Source organism: Curtobacterium sp. NPDC089991 (assembly GCF_044748425.1).
Lineage (GTDB): Bacteria > Actinomycetota > Actinomycetes > Actinomycetales > Microbacteriaceae > Curtobacterium.
This window is the reverse complement of sequence record NZ_JBIVGB010000005.1, coordinates 260,829-282,144: the sequence shown is the minus strand read 5'-3', so window position 1 is coordinate 282,144 and position 21,316 is coordinate 260,829. Positions and strand designations below refer to the sequence as shown.

Genomic DNA, 21,316 nt, shown 5'->3' with positions numbered 1-21,316 from the left:
TCCCTGAAGGGCTGCAGATGACGACGCCGACCCGGCGCACACCCGCGCGACTCGCGGACACGCGAGCGCTCCTGTTCGACCTGGACGGTGTCCTCACCCCCACCGCCGACGTGCACATGCGCGCCTGGAGCCGGCTCTTCACGCCGTACCTCGAAGCGCACGGGGTCGCGCCGTACACACAGGCCGACTACTTCGCGTACATCGACGGCAAGCCGCGGTACGACGGCGTGCGGTCGCTCCTCGAGTCGCGGGGGATCGACCTGCCGCAGGGCACCCCGGACGACGGCCCGGACGACGACACCGTGTGCGGTCTCGGCAACCGGAAGAACGCCGAGTTCACCGCCGAGCTGGACGAACACGGCGTCGAGCCGTACCCCGGCTCGCTCCGGTTCCTCACCGCCGCGATCGACGCCGGCTTCCACGTCGCGGTCGTCTCGAGCTCCGCGAACGCCGTCTCGGTGCTGCGGACCGCCGGCATCCTCGACCGGTTCACCGTCGTGGTCGACGGGCTCGTCGCCCGCCAGGACGGCCTGGCGGGCAAGCCCGCCCCCGACACCTACCTGGACGCCGCCGGGCGCTTCGGACTGACCGCCGCCGAGTGCGTCGTGGTCGAGGACGCCACCAGTGGTGTCGAAGCCGGCCGGAACGGGGCCTTCGGGCTCGTCGTCGGGGTCGACCGCGGAGCGGGCGCCGACGCGCTGCGTGAACACGGCGCCGACGTCGTCGTGACGGACCTCGCCGACCTGGTCGCGGACCTTCCCCACGCGACCACCAGCACGACGTAGCCAGCGCGCCGGAGGCGAGCCGCGCCTCCCGGTCGAACCGACGTCCCCACGCCACCCTCCCTTCCCACGGAGCACCATGAACCCCATCACCTCGGACCCGCTCGACCGCGTCCGGTACCCGATCGACGAGTGGGCACTCGTCGAGACCGAGTACACCCCCGACCAGCAGGGCGTCGCCGAGACGAACTTCGCCGTCGGTAACGGGTACCTCGGCCTGCGCGGCAACCTCGACGAGGGCCGCGGCGGTGTGCAGTACGGCACGTACATCAACGGGTTCCACGAGACCTGGCCGATCCGGCACGCCGAAGACGCCTTCGGGTTCGCCAAGACCGGCCAGACGATCATCAACGCGCCCGACGCCAAGGTGATCCGGCTCTACGTCGACGACGAACCCCTCGTGCTGGCCGAGGCGGACATCCTCCACCACACGCGGCGCCTCGAGTTCCGCGGCGGCTACCTGTTCCGCGAGACCGAGTGGTCGACGCCGTCCGGCAAGCGCGTGCTGATCCGGTCCCGCCGCCTGGTGTCGTTCACCGATCGGCACCTCGCCGTCATCGACTACGAGGTCACCGTGCTCGACGCGGACGCCTCGATCCTGCTGTCCAGCCAGATCCTGAACCGCCAGGACGTGCAGGACGAGTACCACGCGGGGATGCGCGCCGCCGCGAACGCCTTCGACCCGCGCAAGGCCGAGGCCTTCACCGACCGGGTGCTCGAACCGAAGCTCAAGCGCAGCACCGGCGCCCGTTCCCTGCTCGGGTACCAGGCGTCGAGCTCCGGCATGACCATCTGCGTCGGTGTGGAACACCACCTCGAGACCGAGAACAGCTGGGACGAGTCGTCGTCGATCGACGACGACCTGGCGAAGCACGTCTACCGCGTCCAGGCGCGTGCCGGGCAGCCGATCCGACTCGTCAAGCACGTCGTGTACCACACCTCCCGCGGTGTCCCGGTGCGCGAACTCGCCGACCGCTGCGACCGCACGCTCGACCGGGCGCACGCCGAGAACATCGACGAGACGTTCGAGAAGCAGCGCGTCTGGCTCGACGACTACTGGGCCCGGAGCGACGTCGAGATCGCCGGGCAGCCGGAGATCCAGCAGGCCGTCCGGTGGAACCTGTTCATGCTCGCGCAGGCCACGGCCCGCACCGACGGGCACGGCATCGCCGCCAAGGGCGTCACCGGCTCCGGCTACGGCGGGCACTACTTCTGGGACATGGAGATCTACGTCCTGCCGTTCCTGTCGTACACGGCGCCGATCGTCGCCCGGAACGCGCTGCGGTTCCGCTACAACATGCTCGACGCCGCACGCTCGCGGGCACGCGAGCTGAACCAGCGGGGTGCCCTGTTCCCCTGGCGCACGATCAACGGCGAGGAGTCGAGCGCGTACTACGCCGCCGGCACTGCGCAGTACCACATCGACGCCGACATCGCCCATGCCCTGATGCAGTACGTGCGGGCGTCCGGTGACACCGAGTTCCTGAAGCGCGGGGCGATCGACGTGCTCGTCGAGACCGCTCGGCTGTGGGCCGACCTCGGCTTCTGGCGCTCCAACGGCGACAAGAAGTTCCACATCGACGGCGTCACCGGGCCCGACGAGTACACGACCGTCGTCGACGACAACCTCTACACGAACGTCATGGCGCGGGCGAACCTGTGGTTCGCGGTGAACGCGTGCCGCGAACTCGCGGCCGACGACGTCGAAGAGTACGACCGGATGATCCGACGCACCGGTCTGCGCCCCGACGAGCTCGTCGAGTGGGAGCACGCCGCCGAGTCGATGGAGATCCCCTTCGACCCGCACCGTGGCATCCACCCGCAGGACGCCCAGTTCCTCGACAAGGAACTCTGGGACCTCGAGAACACCCCCGAGTCCAAGCGTCCGCTGCTGCTCCACTACCACCCGCTGGTCATCTACCGGTTCCAGGTGCTCAAGCAGGCCGACGTCGTGCTCGCGCTGTTCCTGCAGGGGCACGAGTTCACCGCGGCCGAGAAGCGCCGCGACTTCGACTACTACGACGCGCTCACCACGGGCGACTCGACGCTGTCGGCGGTCGTGCAGTCGATCATGGCGGCCGAGGTCGGGTACCACGACCTCGCCGACCAGTACTTCCAGACGGCGCTCTACGTCGACCTGGCCGACCTGCACGGCAACACCTCGGACGGCGTGCACATCGCGTCGACCGGTGGCATCTGGGGTGCGCTCGTCAACGGGTTCGGCGGCATGCGCGACCACGGCGGCCGGATGACGTTCAACCCGCGACTGCCGCGGCACTGGGACTCGCTGACCTACCGACTGACCGTGCGCGGGTCGCGGGTCCGGGTCGACCTCGGGCAGGACGCCATGACCTTCACGGTCGAGACCGGCACGGGCTTCACCGCCTGGGTGCACAACCAGCAGTGGGACATCGAGGCCGGCGAGCCGACCGTTGTTCCGTTGCCGCACCAGGGGCCGCGGATGTCCGGGCACGCACCGACCACGAGCGACATCCAGGGCACGCTCCGCGCTGACGGCTCCGTGATCACGGCGTCGATCCCGACGATCTCGCTCCAGCGCGACTTCGACGTGGACGAGACGACCGCGTAGGGCGTCACGCCGGCCGTCGGCGGGGGCCCGCTCGACCCCGTCAGCTCGCGACGAGCTCGACCTTGAACCGTTCGGCGTCCTCCAGGAAGGCAGCACGGTGGTCTGGACCGCCGGCGTACGGGTGCCGGTCCTCGTAGAGGCGGGTCCAGCCGTGCGCCGGTGCGTCCGTCCACAGCTGCTCGACCTGTCCGGCGTCGCCGGCGTGGAACGCGAGGTGGCTCAGCCCGGGCCGTCGGCGGTCGTGCGCGCCGTCGAGCGGTGCGGCCTCGAGCACGACGTAGACGTCACCGAGTCGCCAGCTCCGGCCCGCTGGCCACTCCTGGAACGGCGTGTACCCGAGCTCGCCGAGCAGCCAGCCCCACGCCCTGCTCGCCGTGTCGAGGCGGGCGGTGCGGAGCTCGACGTGGTGCAGGGCTCCTCGGGTCACAGGAGCTTCCGGAGCGTGTTCGTGTTGCGCGTCGTGGTCGAGCGCTTGAAGCGTGCTGCCCCGGCCCGCTTCGCGAACACGGTGTCCGTGCTCGACCCCTTCGGGCAGGACCAGTACACGACCCCGTCACCCCGGGCGACCTGCTCGACCGTGGTGTCGAGCGCGAGGTCGGCGAGCAGCGCATCGAGGGCGTCGTCGTCGGAGCCGAACACCACGTAGTCGTGCCGATCGTCGGCCCGGTCGAACGGGAACCCCTCGACGATGCCTTCAAGGTCGTCGTGCCGGACGAGCACGATCCACGCGTCGTAGCCGAAGCGGTCACGGAGTGCCTGCTCGATCGTGGCCTTCAGGGTCGGCGCGTCGGCGTCCGTGCCGAACACCACGTTGCCGGACGCGAGCACCGTGCGGACGTCGTCGAAGCCGAGTCCGCGGAGCAGTTCCGCGAGCTCGGTGTTCTTGATCGTGATGCCGTTGACGTTCACTCCGCGCAGCAGCGCGATCCACTTCGCCATGCCGGAACCGTAGCGCGGAGGCGGCCGATCCAGGCGGGTCAAATGCACAAGAAGCATTGCGCAAGAGTTCTTGTGCATCTATCGTCAGAGCATGACCGTGCGCAGACTCGACGACGCCGCCCACATGCGCGCCCTCGCTCACCCGACCCGACTGCGGATCGTCGGGCTCCTGCGCTCCGGTGGACCGCAGACCGCGGCGATGCTCGGCGACGAGATCGACGAGGCACCCGGCACGATCAGCTACCACTGCAAGCGTCTGGCCGACGCGGACTTCATCGAGCCGGCGCCGGAGCTCGGTTCGGACCGGCGGGAACGGTGGTGGCGTGCGACTGCGGACCACACGTCGTGGGACCTCGCCGATGCGTTCGACGACCCGGAACGCATGCTCGCCACGACGGCACTCGACCACACCGTCGCCGATGCGTACGCGGCCGAGTACGGGCGGTTCATCGACCAGGCGCCGGTGCTCGGCCGTGAGTGGGTCGCGGCGTCGACCAGCTCCGACGAGGTGCTGCGACTGACCGCCGAGGAGCTCACCGGCCTCGGCGCCGAACTGCGTGCCGTCGTCGAGCGATGGACGGCCGTGAGTGACGCGCACACGCCGGGTGACGGGTCGGAGCGCGTCATCGCCGTCACGCAGAGCTACCGGATGGGGCGACCGTGAACGCCCGGGCACGGTTGCGTGCGCTGCTCGCGGTCCAGGTCGTCTCGCGGACCGGCAACGTCGTCACGACCGTGGCCGTGCCCTTCGCCGTCCTGGCCCGGGGTGGCTCGGCGACGGACGTCGGGATCGCCGCCTTCGCCGCGACGGTGCCGATCGTCCTCGGCGGCCCCTTCGGCGGGGCGCTCGTCGAGCGGGTCGGGTTCGTCCGTTCGAGTGTGGCGTCGGACCTCGTCAGCGGTGCGACCCTCCTGGCGATGCCGATCCTCGCCTGGACGGTGGGTCTGCCGTTCTGGGCACTCCTGGCGCTCGTGTTCGTGAGCGGCCTGTTCGACCTGCCCGGGGAGTCCGCACGCCGGGTCCTGCTCCCGGGGCTCGCACGATGGGCCGGCGTCCCGCTGGAGCGCGCGGTCGGTCACTTCGAGGCGTCCCAGCGACTCTCGGTGCTCATCGGCGCGCCGCTCGGCGGGGTGCTCGTCGCGGCTGCCGGACCGATGGCCGCACTCGTCTGCACCGCGGTGGCGTTCGGCACCGCCGCCCTGCTCGCTGCGGTGCTGGTCCGGCCGGCGGACGGTGACGGGGAGGCCGTGACCGCTGATGCGGCTCCGACCAACGGGTACTGGCGGGACATCGCCGAGGGCTTCCGGTTCTGCGTCCGCGACCCGTTCTTCCGGCTCGTGATCGCCCTCGTGCTGATCACGAACCTGCTCGACGCGGCCCGGTCGACGACGTTGCTCCCGCTCTACGCCGCCGACACACTCGGCGGGGCGCAGGCGCTGGGCTTCGTGACCGGGACCTTCGGCGGTGCGGCGTTCCTCGGCTCGGTGGCCTTCGGGTACGTCGCACACCGCGTCCCCCGTCGGATCACGTTCGTCGTGTGCTTCGTGCTCGCCGGTGGGCCTTCACTCCTGGTGCCGGCGCTCGGCCTCGGGCTGCCGTGGATGCTCGTTGCCTCGGCGCTGTCGGGCCTCGCCGCCGGCGCACTCAACCCGATCCTCGGTGCGGTCGAGCTCGAGCGCATCCCGGTGCACATGCGGGCCCGGGTGTTCGGGCTGCTCGGAGCCGGGTCCTGGGCGGGCATCCCACTCGGCGGACTGCTCGCCGGGTTCGCGGCCGAGGGTGTCGGTGTGCAGGCGACGTTCGGAGCGGTCGTCGTGCTCTACACCGTCGTGACGCTCGCGCCGCTGACGGGTGGCGCCTGGCGTCTCATGGAACGACCGGCTCCGGAGCGGGCGCCGGTCGAGCGCGTGACGACGTAGTCCGCATCCGGGGTGGCGCTCACGTCCACGTCCGCGCGACGCCCCAGCCGCTGCCCTCGGGCACGATGTCGACCACCAGCGTTTCCCCGTCGTCGGCCGTGGCCTGGAAACGCCAGCCGACCGTGCGCTCGGGGGCGTGGGTGATGGCGGTCGGCAGCTCGGCCCGCGTCACGGTCAGACGGGTCGGGGTGTCGCTCACCCGCCAACGGCGCCCGCCCCAGACCAGCCGGCTCGGTGCGCCCTCGGACCACCACACCGTGGCGGCCGTCTCCGTGATCATCATCGGGTCTCCTCGTTCGAACGTGTGTTCGAATGCTAGGTCGCAATCGAACGGCGAGCAACTGCGGGTTGTGTTCAGAACGCGTTCTGAATACGCTGGATCCATGACCCTGATCGCCCCTCCTCGCTCGCGTCGTGCCGTCCAGTCGTCCGACCTCTCCCGCCACTCGAGAGAAGTGTTCGCTGCAGCTGAAGAAGAGCCGCTCGAAGTCACGCGGCGCGATGGAAAAGCGCTCGTGCTCACCACGAAGGAACGCTCGGACGACGACGACGCGGTCCTCGAGATCGCTGCGCAGTTGATCGCTGCAGTGACCGTCAACGAGGGGCTGCCGCTCCACGATCGACTCGCCATCCCCTACCCGTGGATCAAGCTCCTGAGTCGAGACGACCAGCAGCGATTCGCACGTGAGATCGTCGACGTGGCTCGTGGATCGTTCTCGCTCAGGCAGCCGCGGGCCTTGCTCGTCGAGATGCAGGCGTGGCGCAGCAGTGCCGAGGCGATCGCGGCGGGCTGGAGCACCGGCGAACCCGAACTCCTCGAGCACCCGATCGTCCTCGACGCACCGTGAAGCCGTGGTCAGTCGCGGCACCGGTGTCCCCCGTCCGGTACGGACGACGGAGTTCACGGTCGTCCTGGGTACGCGCTCGGCAGAACACGGCTGGCGAGACGTCCTGGCGACACAGCGGAACGCCGTCGTGTCAGCCTGGGAGCGGTTGACCAGCGATCCCCTGTCCGAAGACCTGGCCTGCCATGCGCTCCGCGGTGCGCTCGGCGTCGTCCGGCACTCGGGTCGCGAATGGACACGTCGGCAGCTCGAACTGAAGCGGGGCGCGCGGATCTGGTTCACGGTGGACGAGGCGGATCGAGTCGTCTGCATCACAGACGTCCACACGCGCCATCCCAACCAGACGAAGTGACTGCGCCTGACCTCGGATGCCCTCGTGTAGACGGGGAGCATGACGAACGACGATCAGGGCCCCGACGCACAGCACCAGGCCCCCGCGGGGGTCTCCGACGCCACGGTGGAGGCTCTCGGCACACTGTCGGCTGCGGTCGAGGTCATCGAGCACGCCCGCGGCCTGCTCTACGGCTTCCACCGCCTGACGGGTACCGCCGACCTGAACCTCGGCGAAGCCGTCGAGCAGCTCCGGGAGGCCGGCCACACCGAACTCGCCGACCGCATCGACACCGAGCTCGTGGGTCGCAACGTCATCGCCGGCCGCTGGACGTTCCAGGTCGTCGAGGACTACGACGACGGGTACTACGCCCTGGCGAAGGAGCTGGAGCGCACTGCGCGGGACGAGCTCGTGCAGGGGCGCCGCCACCTGTTCGAGGCGGGCATGAAGGAGGATCGGCGGTCCGGCGGTCGACGCCACCACGAGGCGACGCCGGGCGACCTGCCGGACTGAGCACGGGCCTCCCGGCCGGCCCGAACGCGAAAGCGACAGTTCTCCGCGGATGTTTCGCGGACAACTGTCGCTTTCGTGGACCACCCTCGGACGGCCCCACAGGAACTGTCGCTCTTGCAGACCAGCCCCTGCCCAGCCCGGCCAGCCCCTGCCCAGCCCCCCGGCCTCAGCCGACGCCGAGCAGCGCCTCGAGCGGCCCTCGTGCGAAGTACAGCAGGAAGCCCGCGGCGACGACGTAGAGCAGCCACGACACCTCGCGGCCCCGGCCGGACAGCAGCTTGATGAGGACCCAGCTGATGAAGCCCACGCCGATGCCGTTCGCGATCGAGTAGGTCAGCGGCATGACGACGATCGTCAGGAACGCGGGCAGGGCCGAGCCGAAGTCCGTCCAGGAGATGTCCGCGACCTGCGCGACCATCAGGGCGCCGACGACGACGAGTCCGGCGGCGGCGACCTCGAGCGGGACGACCTGCGTGAGCGGGGTGAGGAACATCGACGCCAGGAACAGCAGGCCGGTGACGACCGACGCCATGCCGGTGCGTGCGCCCTCGCCGATGCCGGCGGCGGAGTCGATGAAGACGGTGTTCGACGACACCGAGGCGCCACCGCCGGCGATCGCGCCGACGCCCTCGACGACGAGCGCCGACTTCAGGCGGGGGAACGTGCCGTCGGGCTTCGCGACGCCGGCGGCCTTCGCCAGGCCGGTCATGGTGCCCATCGCGTCGAAGAAGTTCGTGAACACGAGGGTGAAGACGAGCATCGACGCGGCCAACGGCCCGATGCGGCTGAATGCACCGAACAGGTCGGCGTGGCCGACGAGCGACAGGTCGGGGAACGCGAAGAGCGCACTCGGCAGGCCGGGGGCGTTGAGGTTCCAGCCGGTCTTCGAGTCGACCGAGGTCGGCACCTGGAAGATCGCCTGCAGGATGATCGCGATGATCGTCGTCGCGACGATCCCGATGAGCAGCGCGCCCTTGACCTTGCGGGCCATGAGCGTGCCGATGATGACGAGGCCGATCAGGAACACGATGGTCGGCAGGGCGCCGACGGAGCCGTCCTCACCGAGCTGCAGGGGCGGCGACGCGAGCCCGGACGAGCGCACGAAGCCCGAGTCGACGAGGCCGATGAAGGCGATGAACAGGCCGATGCCGACGGTGATCGCTGCCTTCAGCTGCGCCGGGACGGCGGTGAAGATCATCGTCCGGATCCCCGTCAACGCCAGGACCACGATGATCACGCCGTTGATGACGACGAGTCCCATCGCCTCGGCCCAGGTGACCTGCTGCACGACGCTGACGGCCAGGAACGAGTTGATCCCGAGGCCCGCGGCGATGCCGAACGGCAGGTTCGCGATGACGCCCATGGCGATGGTCATCAGGCCGGCGACGAGGCCGGTCGCGGCGGCGACCTGCGCGTTCTCGAGCCAGCCGCCGGAGACGTCCTTGGCGGCTTGGTCGGCGCTGAACCCACCGAGGATCAGCGGGTTGAGGATGACGATGTACGCCATCGTCACGAACGAGACGAGTCCGCCTCGCACCTCGCGCGGGATCGTGGATCCGCGCTTCGTGATGGAGAAGTATCGATCGAGGCCGGTCGCGAAGCGGTTCCGGGGTGGGGTGTCGGTCTTCGTGGCGCTCACCGAGCAAGTTTAAAGCCTGCTGGGTTTCCGGCATGTCACAGGATCCTCACAGGGCGCGCAGGGTGCGCCGATGTCCGACCGGGAGGCCCGACCCGCGTGATCGGGGGACGTCACGCCGTGCGCCGGCTCGCGTTCTCCGGCCATGGCTGGTGTTGGATGGACCGGTGACGTCACGCATGGACCGTGCCCGCGTCGAGGCCGCGGTGCGCGAACTCCTGCTCGGCATCGGCGAGGATCCCGACCGCCCCGAACTCGAACGCACACCCGCTCGGGTCGCCGACTCGTACGCCGAGTTCTTCGCCGGCATCGGCACGGACGCCGTGGCCATCGCCCGCGACGGCACGGTGCACGCCGAGGACGGTGAACGCGGCCGACTCGTCATCGTCCGCGACGTGAAGTTCCGGTCCGTCTGCGAGCACCACCTGCTGCCGTTCCTCGGGGTCGCGCACCTGGCCTACGCGCCGGGTGACCGTCTGATCGGGCTCGGAACGCTCTCGCGGGTGCTCGACGCCGTGGCCTCGCGTCCGCAGCTGCAGGAACGGCTGGGCGAGCAGGTCGCTGCCACGATCGCCGAGGGGCTCGGTGCCGAGGGGGTCCTCGTGGTCCTCGACGCGCAGCACCAGTGCGTGACGACCCGTGGGGAGCGCCAGACCGGCTCGACGACCGTCACGGTCGCGGCGAACGGCTCGCTGGCCGACGCCGCGGGCCGGGCGGAGGCGATCGCGCTCATCGGTGCGGGGCGTGTACCCGACCCCGAGGCGGACGCGTGACGTCTGAGGGGGCCGCCACGGGCCTCCAGGCAGGATCGACCGCACCCGGCTGGGTCGTGCCGGACCTGCGGCAGCCGGTCCGTACGATCGGACGCAGAACGTTCGACTTCGACCACCGCATCGCCGTGATGGCGATCGTGAACCGCACGCCCGACTCGTTCCACGACCGCGGTGCCACCTTCGAGCTCGACCGCGCCGTCGCCGCCGCCGTCCGGGCTGCCGAACAGGGCGCCGACTGGGTCGACATCGGCGGCGTGAAGTTCGCTCCGGGGCCGGAACTGCCCGCTGCGGACGAGGTCGACCGCGTCGTGCCCGTCGTCGAGCAGCTCGCCCAGGAGTCCGACGTCACCATCAGCGTCGACACGTTCCGCCCCGAGGTCGCCGCAGCGGCGATCGCAGCTGGCGCGAGCGTGGTCAACGACACCACCGGCCTGTCCGATCCCCGGATGGCGGCCGTCGTCGCGGACTCCGAGGCGACGATCGTCATCACGCACTCGCTCGCCGAACCCCGACGGCCCCTCGCAGCGCCGCCGCAGTACGACGACGTCACCGCGTCCGTCGTCGGGTTCCTGCGGGAGCGCGTCGACCGGGCGCTCGCCGCGGGGATCCCGGAGTCGCGGATCGTCGTCGACCCGGGCCACGACCTCAACAAGAACACCGTGCACACGCTCGAGGTCACCCGGCGCCTGCCCGAGGTCGTGGCGCTCGGCTACCCGGTGCTCGCGGCGGTGTCGAACAAGGACTTCGTGGGGGAGTCGCTCGGACGCCCGCGCGGCGAACGCCTGGCGGGCTCGCTCGCCGTCGCGACCGTGAGCGCGATGCTCGGGGCGCGGATCGTCCGGATGCACGACGTCGCCGAGAGCGTCGACGCGATGCGCATGGTCGAGGCGACGCTCGGTTGGCGCACGCCGGTGGAAGCGCGGCACAACACGTGAACCTCCTGCCCCCGTCGATCGCGGACCTGTCCGACGACGACCTGGTCGACCTGTACACCGCGGGTGCGTCGGCGCCGTGGCTGCGGGTGAACTTCGTGGCGACGGTCGACGGGTCCGCCTCGGCCGCCGGGGTCTCGGGGTCGCTCGGCGGCCCGGACGACCTGCGCGTGTTCGACCTGCTCCGCCGGGTCGCCGACGTGGTGCTCGTCGCAGCCGGCACCGTGCGTGACGAGGGCTACGGGCCGATGGTCCTGCACGACGCCGACGTGGCCTGGCGCCGGGCGCACGGCCTGCCCGACCACCCGGTGTTCGCGATCGTGTCTCGGTCACTGTCGCTGGACGCCGGATCCCGGGTGTTCACCGAGGCCCCGGTCCGGCCCGTCGTCCTGACCTCCGCGGCTGCGGCGGCGTCGGACGCCGGGGTCGCGCTGTCGTCCGTCGCCGACGTCGTGCCCTGCAGCACCGACACCGACACCGACTCGGTCGACGTGTCGCTCGTCCGCGACGCACTGGTGGCGCGGGGGCTCGGCACGATCCACTGCGAGGGCGGCCCGTCGTTCCTCGGGTCGCTCATCGCCGCGGACGCCGTCGACGAGCTGACCCTGACGATCGACCCGTCGCTCGAGGGCGGCACCGGGCCCCGGATCGCCCGCGGCAGTTCCCCGGAGCTGCGACGGATGCGGCCCGCGCACGTGCTCCGCGGTGCGGGTGACGTGCTCCTGACCCGGTACGTCCGGGCGGAGCCGTCTGCCCGCGTCTCGGTGTCGGTCGACCGCGTCGGCTAGGGTCGGGCGCGTGATCGACATCGTGGCGTCCGGGGTCCTCTTCGACATGGACGGGACCCTCGTCGACTCGACCGCGGTGGTCGAGGCCACCTGGACGCGGTTCGGTCACGACCGCGGCATCGACCCGGCCGAGATCCTCGCCTTCTCGCACGGCCGGCAGGCGATCAGCACGATCGGGCACTTCCTGCCCGGACTGGACCGCGACGAACAGCTCCGCATCGCCGCCGCACTGGTCGCCGAGGAGAGCGCGAGCAGCGAGGGCATCTTCGAGATCCCCGGCGCCGCAGCCTTCGTCGACCGGCTCCTCGACGCGGGGGTCCCGGTGGCGCTCGTGACGAGTGCGCCGCGCGACCTGGCCGCCGGCCGGATGGCGGCGGCGGGCCTGACCATGCCGACGGCGTTCGTGCCGTCCGAGGACGTCGAGCACGGCAAGCCGCACCCCGACGGGTACCTGCGCGGTGCCGCACTGCTCGGTGTCGCGGCAACCGACTGCGTGGCGTTCGAGGACGCCCCCGCCGGCCTCGAGTCGGCCATCGCCTCCGGAGCGACCACGGTCGTCGTCGGCCCGCACGAGTCGGACGTCACGGCGGGGCTCTACCGGGTGTCGGGGTACGAGGGCATCACCGTCGAGCCCGAAGGGTCCGCTTTCCGCATCCGCGGCTGAGGACCCGCTGCGTCCTGCGGGCACGCCCAGCGCTCCCCGACGACCCTCGGGTGTGCGGCCGGAACACCCGGGCCGTACGTGCGGCCGGAACCACCGGGCCGCGGAAGGAGCGACCATGGCAACCCTGGACGGCAAGAAGGTCCTCGTCATCGCGACGAACTACGGCGTTGAGCAGGACGAGATCGTCGTGCCCGTCGACCAGCTCCGCAAGCGTGGCGCGACGGTGACCGTGGCGGCGCAGGACTCCGGTTCGATCGCGACCCTCGTCGGCGACAAGGACCCCGGCAAGTCCCTCGACCCCGACACCACCATCGCCGGTGTCAACGTGACCGGGTACGACGCGCTCGTGGTCCCCGGTGGCACCATCAACGCCGACACCCTGCGACAGGACAACTCGGCGGTCTCCCTGGTGACGGCCTTCGTCGAGGCGAACAAGCCCGTCGCGGCGATCTGCCACGGCCCGTGGACCCTCATCGAGGCCGGTGTGCTGCGCGGACGGACGATCACCTCGTTCCCGTCGCTGCAGACCGACGTCCGGAACGCCGGCGCCGAGTGGGTCGACCAGGAGGTCCAGGTCGACGGCGGCATCATCACCTCGCGGAACCCCGACGACCTGCCGGCCTTCGTCGACGCGATCGAGAGCGCGCTGACCGCGTGAGCACGGTGCGCTGCCGCTGACGGCCCTGCCGCTGACGGCCCTGCCGCTGACGGCCCTGCCGCTGCCGGCGCTGCCGCTGACGGCACCGCCGTCAGCCCAGCGCGACGGGGCGGGTCGTCCGGAGCACCGCGGGTCCGAGGGTGAGCACACCGTCGGACTCGGGGTCGCACCGCACCCCGCCCCGTCCACGCATCGCCCGGAACGCACCCGGCGCCACCTCGTGGTCCATCCAGGCGCACGGGTTCGCCGGCCGGTACCCGCGGAACAGCACGGCACCGCTGCCGGGGCTCTGCAGCGAGAACGGCTCCCCCCGGAGCGCTTCGACGTCGGCGCCCCGCAGGAACACGTTCCGCCGGGTCGCCACGGGGTCGACCGGCTCGCCGAGTGACCGTCCGACCTCCTCGAGGCCCTCGAGCCCGATGACCGTCACCGAGGCGTGCACGTGCGCCCGCGCCGCGAAGTAGCGGTCGTCGACGATGCCGAGTCCCGCGCGGAGTTCGATGCGGTCGCGCAGCTCGTCCGGGTCGTCCGACCGGACCGGCAGGGCACCGTCGGCCGGCCTGCCCTCGTAGCGGTGGCGGCGCGACACGAGCAGCAGCGCGATCTCGACGTCGGTCCGGAACGGCAGGTCGACGGAGTCGGCGAGCTCGGCGAGCTCGTCGGGGCCGACCCGGTGGTCAGACCCGGCGACGTCCTCTCCGGTGCTCACCCGCCCAACGCTAGCCGGGCCTCCCGGTCGACGCCGTGCCGTCGTCGGTGCCGCAGCGCCGAGGTTCCACAACACGCCGTCGGTGTGGCGCCGAGGTTCCACGGGCGAGCACATCGAGCGCCGACATGCCGAGATCTCGGAACCTCGGGCCGCCCGCCACCCGCACCACGCGACCGCCGCGGCGTCCGATTTCCGCCAGTCGCGGTCGGTGGTGCGTGTCAGGCTGGGCCCGTGACCATCCCCGGAACCGACCAGCTGCACGCCGAGCGCTACCGCGTCGTCGCCTCGCGCGACGCACGCTTCGACGGCCAGTTCGTCACCGCCGTGCACTCCACCGGCATCTACTGCCGACCGAGCTGCCCGGCACGCACGCCCCGCGAGACCGGCGTCACCTTCTACCGCACGAGCGCAGCAGCGCACCTGGCCGGCTTCCGTGCCTGCAAGCGCTGCCTGCCCGAAGCGACCCCCGGCAGCCCCGAGTGGGACCTGCGCGAGGACGTCGCCGGCCGCGCCATGCGCCTCGTCCTCGACGGCGTCGTCGAGCGCGACGGCGTCCCGGGCCTTGCCGCACGGGTCGGCTACTCCGAACGCCAGCTCAACCGCATCATGACGGCCGAGCTCGGTGCCGGCCCGAAGGCGCTCAGCCGCGCACACCGCGCCCAGACGGCGCGCACGCTGCTGACGTCGTCGGACCTGCCGATCGCGGACGTCGCCTTCGCGGCCGGGTTCGCGAGCGTCCGCCAGTTCAACGAGACCGTCCGCGAGGTCTTCGCCGTCACCCCGTCCGCGCTGCGCGCCCGACGGACGCTCCGGCCCGCGTCCGACGGCGCACTGCACGTGCACCTGCCCGCGCGGCCGCCGTTCGACGCGCAGGGGCTCCTCGACTGGCACGCGCTGCACGCCCTGCCGGGCCTGGAGCAGGTGGACACCGACGAATCCGGTCGGGTCGCCTCGTACGGGCGGCTGCTCGACCTGCCGGGAGGCCCGGGCTGGTTCACCGCGTCGGCCGCGGTCGCGGGGACGGCCGGTTCCACGGCCGCCGGTCGCGGTACCGGGATCGACCTGCGGGTGCGCGTCACCGACCTGTCCGACCTGCCGACGCTCGTCGCCCGCGTCCGGTCGTACTTCGACCTCGATGCCGACCCGGTCGCCGTCGACGCGGTGCTCGGCTCCGTGCCCGAGCTGGCCGCGGCCGTGCGGCGGGTCCCCGGCCTGCGGCTGCCCGGTGCCGTCGACGCGCACGAGATCGTGTTCCGCACCCTCATCGGGCAGCAGGTCTCCGTCGCCGCGGCCCGGACGGCCCAGACGCGGCTCGTGGCGGCGCTCGGTGCTGCTGTTCCGTCGGCGATCCTGCCGGACGGCCTGCTGTTCCCGTCCGCCGAGGTCATCGCTGCCCGCGGCCACGAGGTGCTGCGCGGTCCGGCCGCCCGCGTCGACACGATCCTGCGGGTCGCCGCAGCGCTCACTGGCGGGTCGCTCGTCATCGACGGCGGACAGTCCCTCGACGAGCTGCGCGAGCGGCTGCTGGCGGTGAAGGGCATCGGGCCGTGGACCGCCGACTACGTGGCGCTCCGGGTCCGGCACCACCCCGACGTGTTCCTCCACAGCGACCTCGCGGTGCGCAACGGTGCACAGGAACTCGGACTGCCCGGTACGGCGCGCGAGCTCTCCCTATGGTCGGAGCAGGTGGCGCCCTGGCGGAGCTACCTGACGATGCACTGCTGGCGACCGATCATCGACCGCGCGATCGCGACGGCCGCCGGTGCGCGGGTGCACGGCACCGGCCGTGCGCGGCACGCAGACAACGACCCTCGGAAGGACGAACGATGACCGACGCAACCATCCAGACCCTGGACACCCCGGACGGGGCCTTCACCGTGCTCGAGGACGCCGAGGGCCGTGTCCTCGCCTCGGGCTGGACCGACTCCCTCGACCGGATCCTCGGGCGGCTCGCCGACCGGTACCGGCCCAGTCGCATCGTCGACGGCACGGTCGCCGCCGCTGATGCCGTGGACGCCTTCTACTCGGGCGAGGTCGAGCACGCCATGCAGGTGCCGGTGCGGCAGTTCGGCACCGACCTGTTCACCGAGGGGTGGCGGCAGCTCCGCCGCATCCCCGCCGGCGGCACCCTGACCTACACCGAGTTCGCGGGGGCGATGGGCCGTCCGGACGCCGTGCGGGCCGCCGCCAGCGTGTGCGCACGGAACGCTCCCGCACTGTTCGTGCCGTGCCACCGGGTGCTGCGGTCGGACGGCACGCTCGGGGGCTTCGCGTGGGGGCTCGACGTCAAGCGATCGTTGCTCGAACGGGAGTCGGTCGGCACCACGGCGCTCGTCTGAGTTGTACAAAACGCTCTAGAATGTACAGGTGAGCGAAGTGTCGATCTCCGAAGCACGTGGCCGCCTGGCGTCGATCATCGACGACGCCCGGCACGAACCCGTCTACCTGACCCGGCGCAACAAGCGCGTCGCGGCGGTGGTGGACGCGGATGTCCTGGACCGCCTGCTCGAGGCGGCCGAGGACCTCGACGACCTGGTCGCGTACGACGCTGCCATCGCGGAGAACAAGCGCATCGGCGGCGAGAACGTGCAGTGGGACGATCTCAAGCGCGAACTCGGACTCGGATGACCTGGTCGGTCGAGGTCATCCCGTCCGCGCAACGTGTCATCCGCAAGCTCCCGCCCGACGGTCGTCGGCGGATCGAGGGACTCCTCGCGATCCTCGCCGACCACCCGCGGCCCCCGGCAGCTCGGAAGCTCGTGAACCGACCCGGTTGGCGGGTGCGATCAGGTGACTACCGTCTGATCTACGAGATCGACGACGGCCGACTCATCGTGATCGTCGTCGATGCCGGCCACCGCCGAGCGATCTACCGCGACCGCTGAGCGGAGCCGGACCCGGATCGGTCGTCTCCCCCTGGTTGCGGGTGGTGACGTGGGAGCGCTCCGATGCCATGCTTCGAGGACCGACCCGCCCGGTCCCTCCCGAGGACCCGACGCAGCGCCGTCGAACCACCCTCGGAAGGCCCCCAATGGACCAGCACGTCGACCGCACGGTCGTCTCCGCCGACGGCACGGTGATCGCCGTGTCCGACGCGGGGACCGGTCCGGCGCTCGTCGTGGTCGGTGGCGCCTTCGACCACCACGGCACCCCCACCGTCGAGCACCTGACCGGCGGCCTGCAGGACCGCTACCGGGTCATCACGTACGACCGGCGGGGCCGCGGTGCGAGCGGCGACACCACCCCGTGGACGATCGAGCGCGAGGTCGAGGACCTCGCGGCCGTCGTCGCGAGTGTGGACGGACCCGTCGCCGCGCTCGGCCTCTGCGTCGGCGCGGGGGTGGTCCTCCGGGGCCTCGCCGCCGGCGTCCCGCTCGGGGCCGCCGTGCTGTGGGAGCCGCCGTACCGGGCGACGGTCGACCCGCACGCCGACGACGTCGTCTTCGCCGACCTGCTCGACGAGCACGTCGCCGCCGGCCGTCGCGCCCAGGCCGTCCGGGCGTTCCTCGCGCACGTCCTGGGGGTGCCGATGGGGCAGATCTCGGCGCTGCGGCTGAAGGGTGCGCTCTGGCGGTCGCTCGTCGTCGACGCCCACGTGCTCAGCCGCGACGTGCGGGTGCTCAACGGCCTGGCGATCCCGGAGCGGGTGGCAGCAGCGGTCGGTGTCCCGGTGCTCGTCGCCGCGGGCAGCGACGGCCACGAGTGGATGCGGCAGGCGGCCCGAGCGGTCGTCGAGGCCGTGCCGGGCTCGGGCTACGTCGAGGTCCCCGGGCAGGGTCACGTGCCCGACCCGGCCGCGATCGGCGCCGTGCTCGACGGGTTCCTGGTCCGGGTCGTCTCACCGAGCAGCTGACTGCGAGAGGATGGCGTGGTGAACGCACCTCGTCTCGGACTCCTGCTCGACGTCGACGGGCCCATCGCCAGCCCCGTCTCCCGCACCATCGCGATCCCGAGCATCATCGAGGACCTCGTCGCCCTCGCCGCCGAGGGCATCCCCGTCGTCTTCAACACCGGTCGGAGCGACGCCTTCATCCGGAGCGAGGTGGTCGGTCCGCTGCTCGCCGGTGGTCTCGCCGAGGGTGGCCGCGTGCACGCCGTCTGCGAGAAGGGCGCCGTCTGGTGCTCGATCGGCCCGCAGTACGAGGGCGGCATGAGCGAGCTCACCGTCGCCGACGACCTGGCGCTCCCGCGCGACTACGCCGACGAGATGCGCGAGCTCGTCCGCACCGAGTACGCCGACCTGGTGTTCTTCGACGAGACGAAGCGCGCCATGGTGTCGATCGAGCAGCGGGTGGAGGTGCCGAACGCCACGTACCTGGCTCGGCAGCCCGAGTTCGACGCGAAGGCGATGGCGGCCCTCGAGCGTCGCGGCCTGGGCGTGCGCCGTCTCGACGACGTCCGACCCGACGCCGACGGTGCCGTGCAGTGGCGGATCGACCCGACGATCATCTCGACCGACGTCGAGTCCGACCGCAGCGGCAAGGACATGGGCGCCGAGCGGTCGCTCGAGCTCCTGGCGCAGGACGGCGAGCTGCCGACGGCCTGGCGCACGATGGGCGACTCGCGCAGCGACTACGCGATGGCGGACTGGCTGCACGCGAACGGCCACGAGGTCGCGCACGTCGACGTCCGTCCCTCGGACGGCGTGCCGGCGACGCCGTACCCGGTGCTCACCGCACCCGACGGGGTGATCCACGACGAGGCCGGAGCGCGGTTCCTGGCGGACTGGCGCCGATCCGCCTGAGCCGAGCCGGGCCTCCCGGTCGACCCGCTCTGCCCACGGAACCTGGTTCCGGACACTGCACCGCGCCGTTCCCTGGTTCCGCGTCCGGAACCTGGTTCCCATGCGCCCAGCGGCTCCGCTGTTTGCGTGTCGGGGTGGTACACCAGTACTGTCACGGGGTCCGCCGCCCAGTCGATGACGGGATCCACCCCATGGCAACGAAGCTCCGCATCAAGTCGATCGAGGCCTCACTGGCCGACTCCGAGGAGCAGGGCCGGTCCCTGAAACGCTCCCTGAAGACGTTCGACATCGCCGCGATGGGCATCGCGGTCGCCGTCGGCGCCGGCATCTTCTCGGTCGGCGCGAACGCCGCCGCGAACTTCGCCGGGCCCGGCGTCATCATCTCGTTCCTGCTCGCCGCCGTCACGTGTGGCCTGGCCATCATGTGCTACGCCGAGTTCGCCTCGACGATCCCCGTCGCCGGCTCCGCCTACACGTTCACCTACGCCACGATGGGCGAGCTGCTCGCCTGGATCGTCGGCTGGGACCTCATCCTCGAGACCCTCACCGCCAGCGCCGTCATCGCGAAGTACTGGGGCATCTACCTCAGCACCGCGTTCGACGTGTTCGGTGTGACCCTGCCGAGCACGATCCAGCTCGGCCCGATCCCGTTCACCTGGGGCCCGGTCCTGATCGTCGGTATCTTCACGGCGCTGCTCGCCTTCGGCACCCGCCTGTCGTCGCGGGTCTCGGCGGTCATCACGATCATCAAGGTCGCCATCGTGGTGTTCGTCATCGTCGCCGGCGCGTTCTTCGTCAAGGCCGCGAACTTCACCCCGTTCATCCCGCCGTCGGAGCCCGCCAAGGGCGCGGAGGGCAGCGTCTGGACCCAGTCGCTCGTGTCGTGGTTCACCGGTTCCGAGCCCGCGCAGTACGGCGTCTTCGGGCTGCTCGCCGCGGCGTCGCTCGTGTTCTTCGCGTTCATCGGCTTCGACGTCGTCGCGACCAGCGCGGAGGAGACCGAGAACCCGCAGAAGACGCTGCCCCGCGGCATCTTCATCGGCCTGGGCATCGTGACGCTGCTCTACGTCGGCGTCAGCATCGTCATCACCGGCATGGTCTCCTACCAGCGCCTGGCGCAGGAGGACGCACCGTCCCTGGCCTCGGCCTTCGACATCGTCGGGTTGCCGTGGGCTGCCGGCATCATCGCCATCGGCTCCCTGATCGGTCTGACGACCGTCGTCATGGTGCTGCTGCTCGGTCTGTCCCGCATCGTCTTCGCGATGAGCCGTGACGGTCTGCTGCCGCGCTGGTTCTCGAAGACGAACCCGAAGACGCAGACGCCGGTGCGCGTGCAGGTCGTCGCGGGCGTCGTCGTCGCGCTGCTCGCCGGGTTCACGGCGGTGGACAAGCTCGAGGGCATGATCAACATCGGCACGCTGTCGGCCTTCGTGCTGGTGTCGATCGGCATCATCGTGCTCCGCAAGTCGCGCCCGGACGCTCCGCGCTCGTTCCGCGTGCCGTGGTCGCCGGTGATCCCGATCCTGTCGGCGGTGCTGTGCTTCTGGCTGATGCTGAACCTCGAGGTCGAGACCTGGCTGCGGTTCGTCGTCTGGCTCGTCATCGGCTTCGCCATCTACTTCGGGTACAGCCGCCGCAACAGCCGGGTGGGCAAGGGGCAGCAGTAGCGGGCTCCGGCCTCCTACGCGCCGACGACCAGCAGGACGCCGAAGCCCAGCATCACGACGGCGACCAGGCCGTCGAACACCCGCCACGTCAGGGGCTTCGCGAACAGCGGCCGGAGCAGTCGCCCGCCGAACCCGAGCGCGCCGAACCACAGGCAGCTCGCCGCGACGGCGCCGACGGTCCACAGCCAGCGGTCGTCCGGGCCCTGCTGGTTCGCGACGGACCCGAGGAACACCAGCGTGTCCAGGTACACGTGCGGGTTCGCCCACGTGAAGACGAGCATGGTCACCACCGCCGTGCGCATGGTGACCGCCTGGCCGGGAGGCGCGGTGCGCGTCCGCCCCGCCACCACCGTCCCCGGGCGCTCGGGTCCACTGCCCGCGGCCGGCTCCGGCACGCCGTCGTCCGCCGCCTGGTCGGCGACGCGAGTCGAGATGGTCACGTCGTCCGCCGCCTCGTCGGCCACGCGCATGGCGTCGCTCGACGGCCACAGCGTCCGTCGCGCGGCGAGCACGCCGTAGGTCACGAGGAACGCGGCCCCGACGAACCGCACGACGACGAGCGCCACCGGGAACCGCTCGACCACGGCCCCGACGCCGAGCACCCCGGCGACGATGAGCACGGCGTCCGACACCGCGCACACGACGACCGCCGCCGTCACCACCCGCAGCCCCGAGCTGACCGCCAACCGGAGCAGGTAGGTGTTCTGCACACCGATCGCGACGATCAGGGCGAGTCCGGTGCCGAGGCCGGCGAGCAGGGGAAGGAGTGCGGTCACGTCCACGACGCTAGGTACTCCCTCGGCTGTAGACCAGCTCACGTTCCTT

At 71.4% G+C, this 21,316-nt stretch carries 25 protein-coding genes; 19 read left to right on the top strand and 6 right to left on the bottom strand.

All coding sequences use genetic code 11. The features are described from left to right. The first annotated feature begins 17 nt into the window (after window positions 1-17). Entirely contained in the window at window positions 18-785 is a 768-nt protein-coding gene (locus tag ACIPV1_RS15555) for an HAD family phosphatase (protein ID WP_111083533.1), read from the top strand. 76 nt (window positions 786-861) lie between these two features. Then, on the top strand, window positions 862-3,372 hold the full coding sequence (locus ACIPV1_RS15550) for a glycoside hydrolase family 65 protein (RefSeq protein WP_123937006.1): 2,511 nt from the start codon (window positions 862-864) through the stop codon (window positions 3,370-3,372). Between the two features lie 40 nt (window positions 3,373-3,412). On the opposite strand, the gene ACIPV1_RS15545 is transcribed toward ACIPV1_RS15550, so the two are convergent. Continuing rightward, the gene (locus ACIPV1_RS15545; protein WP_123937005.1) at window positions 3,413-3,799 is read right to left on the bottom strand and encodes a VOC family protein; all 387 of its coding nucleotides are present in this window, start codon (window positions 3,797-3,799) and stop codon (window positions 3,413-3,415) included. Then, window positions 3,796-4,311 (bottom strand): DUF1697 domain-containing protein, encoded by a 516-nt coding sequence (locus tag ACIPV1_RS15540; RefSeq protein ID WP_123937004.1) that lies wholly within the window; start codon window positions 4,309-4,311, stop codon window positions 3,796-3,798. Before ACIPV1_RS15540 ends, ACIPV1_RS15545 begins: the two co-directional genes overlap by 4 nt. Before the next feature lie 91 nt (window positions 4,312-4,402). On the opposite strand from ACIPV1_RS15540, the gene ACIPV1_RS15535 reads away from it, so the two are divergent. Together ACIPV1_RS15535 and ACIPV1_RS15530 are read left to right on the top strand one after the other, a co-directional pair. Then, a complete protein-coding gene (locus tag ACIPV1_RS15535) occupies window positions 4,403-4,975 on the top strand; it encodes a transcriptional regulator (RefSeq protein WP_123671389.1) in 573 nt (190 codons plus the stop codon). Further along, window positions 4,972-6,231: an MFS transporter gene (locus tag ACIPV1_RS15530; RefSeq protein ID WP_123937003.1), complete on the top strand. Its 1,260-nt coding sequence runs from the start codon at window positions 4,972-4,974 to the stop codon at window positions 6,229-6,231. The genes ACIPV1_RS15535 and ACIPV1_RS15530 overlap by 4 nt, the downstream gene beginning before the upstream one ends. Before the next feature lie 19 nt (window positions 6,232-6,250). Here ACIPV1_RS15530 and ACIPV1_RS15525 read toward each other — a convergent pair whose 3' ends face one another. Continuing rightward, window positions 6,251-6,514 carry a hypothetical protein gene (locus ACIPV1_RS15525; protein WP_402726755.1) on the bottom strand — a complete coding sequence of 88 codons (264 nt, stop codon included), beginning with the start codon at window positions 6,512-6,514 and terminating at the stop codon, window positions 6,251-6,253. Here ACIPV1_RS15525 and ACIPV1_RS15520 point away from each other — a divergent pair. From ACIPV1_RS15520 to ACIPV1_RS15510, 3 genes are all read left to right on the top strand, one after another. Beyond that, complete coding sequence (locus ACIPV1_RS15520; protein ID WP_148086807.1) at window positions 6,504-7,079, top strand: prevent-host-death protein; 576 nt, start codon at window positions 6,504-6,506, stop codon at window positions 7,077-7,079. The two genes, ACIPV1_RS15525 and ACIPV1_RS15520, sit on opposite strands and share 11 nt — an antisense overlap. A 127-nt stretch (window positions 7,080-7,206) precedes the next feature. Then, on the top strand, window positions 7,207-7,428 hold the full coding sequence (locus tag ACIPV1_RS15515; RefSeq protein WP_235035857.1) for a hypothetical protein: 222 nt from the start codon (window positions 7,207-7,209) through the stop codon (window positions 7,426-7,428). 39 nt (window positions 7,429-7,467) lie between these two features. Then, window positions 7,468-7,920 (top strand): hypothetical protein, encoded by a 453-nt coding sequence (locus tag ACIPV1_RS15510; protein ID WP_123937000.1) that lies wholly within the window; start codon window positions 7,468-7,470, stop codon window positions 7,918-7,920. 166 nt (window positions 7,921-8,086) lie between these two features. Here ACIPV1_RS15510 and ACIPV1_RS15505 read toward each other — a convergent pair whose 3' ends face one another. Next, on the bottom strand, window positions 8,087-9,559 hold the full coding sequence (locus ACIPV1_RS15505) for an NCS2 family permease (protein ID WP_123293062.1): 1,473 nt from the start codon (window positions 9,557-9,559) through the stop codon (window positions 8,087-8,089). 176 nt (window positions 9,560-9,735) lie between these two features. Between ACIPV1_RS15505 and folE the strand changes: the two genes are divergently transcribed. The 5 genes from folE to ACIPV1_RS15480 all read left to right on the top strand — a co-directional run bounded on the left by folE (window position 9,736) and on the right by ACIPV1_RS15480 (window position 13,371). Further along, complete coding sequence (gene folE, locus ACIPV1_RS15500; RefSeq protein WP_123293064.1) at window positions 9,736-10,329, top strand: GTP cyclohydrolase I; 594 nt, start codon at window positions 9,736-9,738, stop codon at window positions 10,327-10,329. Beyond that, on the top strand, window positions 10,326-11,264 hold the full coding sequence (gene folP, locus ACIPV1_RS15495) for a dihydropteroate synthase (RefSeq protein WP_123936999.1): 939 nt from the start codon (window positions 10,326-10,328) through the stop codon (window positions 11,262-11,264). Before folE ends, folP begins: the two co-directional genes overlap by 4 nt. Then, window positions 11,261-12,049, top strand: a complete 789-nt coding sequence (locus ACIPV1_RS15490) for a pyrimidine reductase family protein (RefSeq protein WP_123936998.1) — start codon at window positions 11,261-11,263, stop codon at window positions 12,047-12,049. Before folP ends, ACIPV1_RS15490 begins: the two co-directional genes overlap by 4 nt. 10 nt (window positions 12,050-12,059) lie before the next feature. Continuing rightward, a complete protein-coding gene (locus tag ACIPV1_RS15485) occupies window positions 12,060-12,713 on the top strand; it encodes an HAD-IA family hydrolase (RefSeq protein ID WP_123936997.1) in 654 nt (217 codons plus the stop codon). A 115-nt stretch (window positions 12,714-12,828) separates the two neighbouring features. Then, window positions 12,829-13,371, top strand: coding sequence for a type 1 glutamine amidotransferase domain-containing protein (locus ACIPV1_RS15480; protein ID WP_123936996.1), 543 nt, complete (start codon window positions 12,829-12,831; stop codon window positions 13,369-13,371). A gap of 91 nt (window positions 13,372-13,462) precedes the next feature. Here the strand turns inward: ACIPV1_RS15480 and ACIPV1_RS15475 are convergent, their stop codons facing one another. Then, a complete protein-coding gene (locus ACIPV1_RS15475; protein WP_123937609.1) occupies window positions 13,463-13,999 on the bottom strand; it encodes a molybdenum cofactor biosysynthesis protein in 537 nt (178 codons plus the stop codon). 318 nt (window positions 14,000-14,317) lie between these two features. Here ACIPV1_RS15475 and ACIPV1_RS15470 point away from each other — a divergent pair, with 318 nt between their 5' ends. From ACIPV1_RS15470 to ACIPV1_RS15440, 7 genes are all read left to right on the top strand, one after another. Continuing rightward, window positions 14,318-15,910 carry an AlkA N-terminal domain-containing protein gene (locus ACIPV1_RS15470; RefSeq protein WP_395874935.1) on the top strand — a complete coding sequence of 531 codons (1,593 nt, stop codon included), beginning with the start codon at window positions 14,318-14,320 and terminating at the stop codon, window positions 15,908-15,910. After that, window positions 15,907-16,419 carry a methylated-DNA--[protein]-cysteine S-methyltransferase gene (locus tag ACIPV1_RS15465; protein WP_123936995.1) on the top strand — a complete coding sequence of 171 codons (513 nt, stop codon included), beginning with the start codon at window positions 15,907-15,909 and terminating at the stop codon, window positions 16,417-16,419. Before ACIPV1_RS15470 ends, ACIPV1_RS15465 begins: the two co-directional genes overlap by 4 nt. Window positions 16,420-16,447: 28 nt before the next feature. Beyond that, a complete protein-coding gene (locus ACIPV1_RS15460; RefSeq protein ID WP_123293073.1) occupies window positions 16,448-16,708 on the top strand; it encodes a type II toxin-antitoxin system Phd/YefM family antitoxin in 261 nt (86 codons plus the stop codon). Beyond that, entirely contained in the window at window positions 16,705-16,965 is a 261-nt protein-coding gene (locus tag ACIPV1_RS15455; protein WP_123293075.1) for a type II toxin-antitoxin system RelE/ParE family toxin, read from the top strand. The genes ACIPV1_RS15460 and ACIPV1_RS15455 overlap by 4 nt, the downstream gene beginning before the upstream one ends. A gap of 146 nt (window positions 16,966-17,111) precedes the next feature. After that, window positions 17,112-17,933 carry an alpha/beta fold hydrolase gene (locus ACIPV1_RS15450; RefSeq protein WP_165918691.1) on the top strand — a complete coding sequence of 274 codons (822 nt, stop codon included), beginning with the start codon at window positions 17,112-17,114 and terminating at the stop codon, window positions 17,931-17,933. Between the two features lie 18 nt (window positions 17,934-17,951). Next, entirely contained in the window at window positions 17,952-18,824 is an 873-nt protein-coding gene (locus ACIPV1_RS15445; RefSeq protein WP_131845918.1) for a hypothetical protein, read from the top strand. 191 nt (window positions 18,825-19,015) lie between these two features. Beyond that, window positions 19,016-20,491 (top strand): APC family permease, encoded by a 1,476-nt coding sequence (locus tag ACIPV1_RS15440; RefSeq protein ID WP_123936993.1) that lies wholly within the window; start codon window positions 19,016-19,018, stop codon window positions 20,489-20,491. Window positions 20,492-20,505: 14 nt separating this feature from the next. Here ACIPV1_RS15440 and ACIPV1_RS15435 read toward each other — a convergent pair whose 3' ends face one another. Beyond that, on the bottom strand, window positions 20,506-21,267 hold the full coding sequence (locus ACIPV1_RS15435; RefSeq protein ID WP_185094114.1) for a LysE/ArgO family amino acid transporter: 762 nt from the start codon (window positions 21,265-21,267) through the stop codon (window positions 20,506-20,508). Window positions 21,268-21,316 lie beyond the last annotated feature (49 nt).

Excerpts from the sequence above, each read along its gene's own strand:
- ACIPV1_RS15555 (WP_111083533.1), top strand. The coding sequence starts at position 18 with ATGACGACGCCGACCCGGCGCACACCCGCGCGACTCGCGGACACGCGA.
- ACIPV1_RS15550 (WP_123937006.1), top strand. The coding sequence starts at position 862 with ATGAACCCCATCACCTCGGACCCGCTCGACCGCGTCCGGTACCCGATC.
- ACIPV1_RS15540 (WP_123937004.1), bottom strand. The coding sequence starts at position 4,311 with ATGGCGAAGTGGATCGCGCTGCTGCGCGGAGTGAACGTCAACGGCATC.
- ACIPV1_RS15535 (WP_123671389.1), top strand. The coding sequence starts at position 4,403 with ATGACCGTGCGCAGACTCGACGACGCCGCCCACATGCGCGCCCTCGCT.
- ACIPV1_RS15525 (WP_402726755.1), bottom strand. The coding sequence starts at position 6,514 with ATGATGATCACGGAGACGGCCGCCACGGTGTGGTGGTCCGAGGGCGCA.
- ACIPV1_RS15510 (WP_123937000.1), top strand. The coding sequence starts at position 7,468 with ATGACGAACGACGATCAGGGCCCCGACGCACAGCACCAGGCCCCCGCG.
- folE (WP_123293064.1), top strand. The coding sequence starts at position 9,736 with ATGGACCGTGCCCGCGTCGAGGCCGCGGTGCGCGAACTCCTGCTCGGC.
- ACIPV1_RS15480 (WP_123936996.1), top strand. The coding sequence starts at position 12,829 with ATGGCAACCCTGGACGGCAAGAAGGTCCTCGTCATCGCGACGAACTAC.
- ACIPV1_RS15465 (WP_123936995.1), top strand. The coding sequence starts at position 15,907 with ATGACCGACGCAACCATCCAGACCCTGGACACCCCGGACGGGGCCTTC.
- ACIPV1_RS15455 (WP_123293075.1), top strand. The coding sequence starts at position 16,705 with ATGACCTGGTCGGTCGAGGTCATCCCGTCCGCGCAACGTGTCATCCGC.
- ACIPV1_RS15450 (WP_165918691.1), top strand. The coding sequence starts at position 17,112 with ATGGACCAGCACGTCGACCGCACGGTCGTCTCCGCCGACGGCACGGTG.
- ACIPV1_RS15440 (WP_123936993.1), top strand. The coding sequence starts at position 19,016 with ATGGCAACGAAGCTCCGCATCAAGTCGATCGAGGCCTCACTGGCCGAC.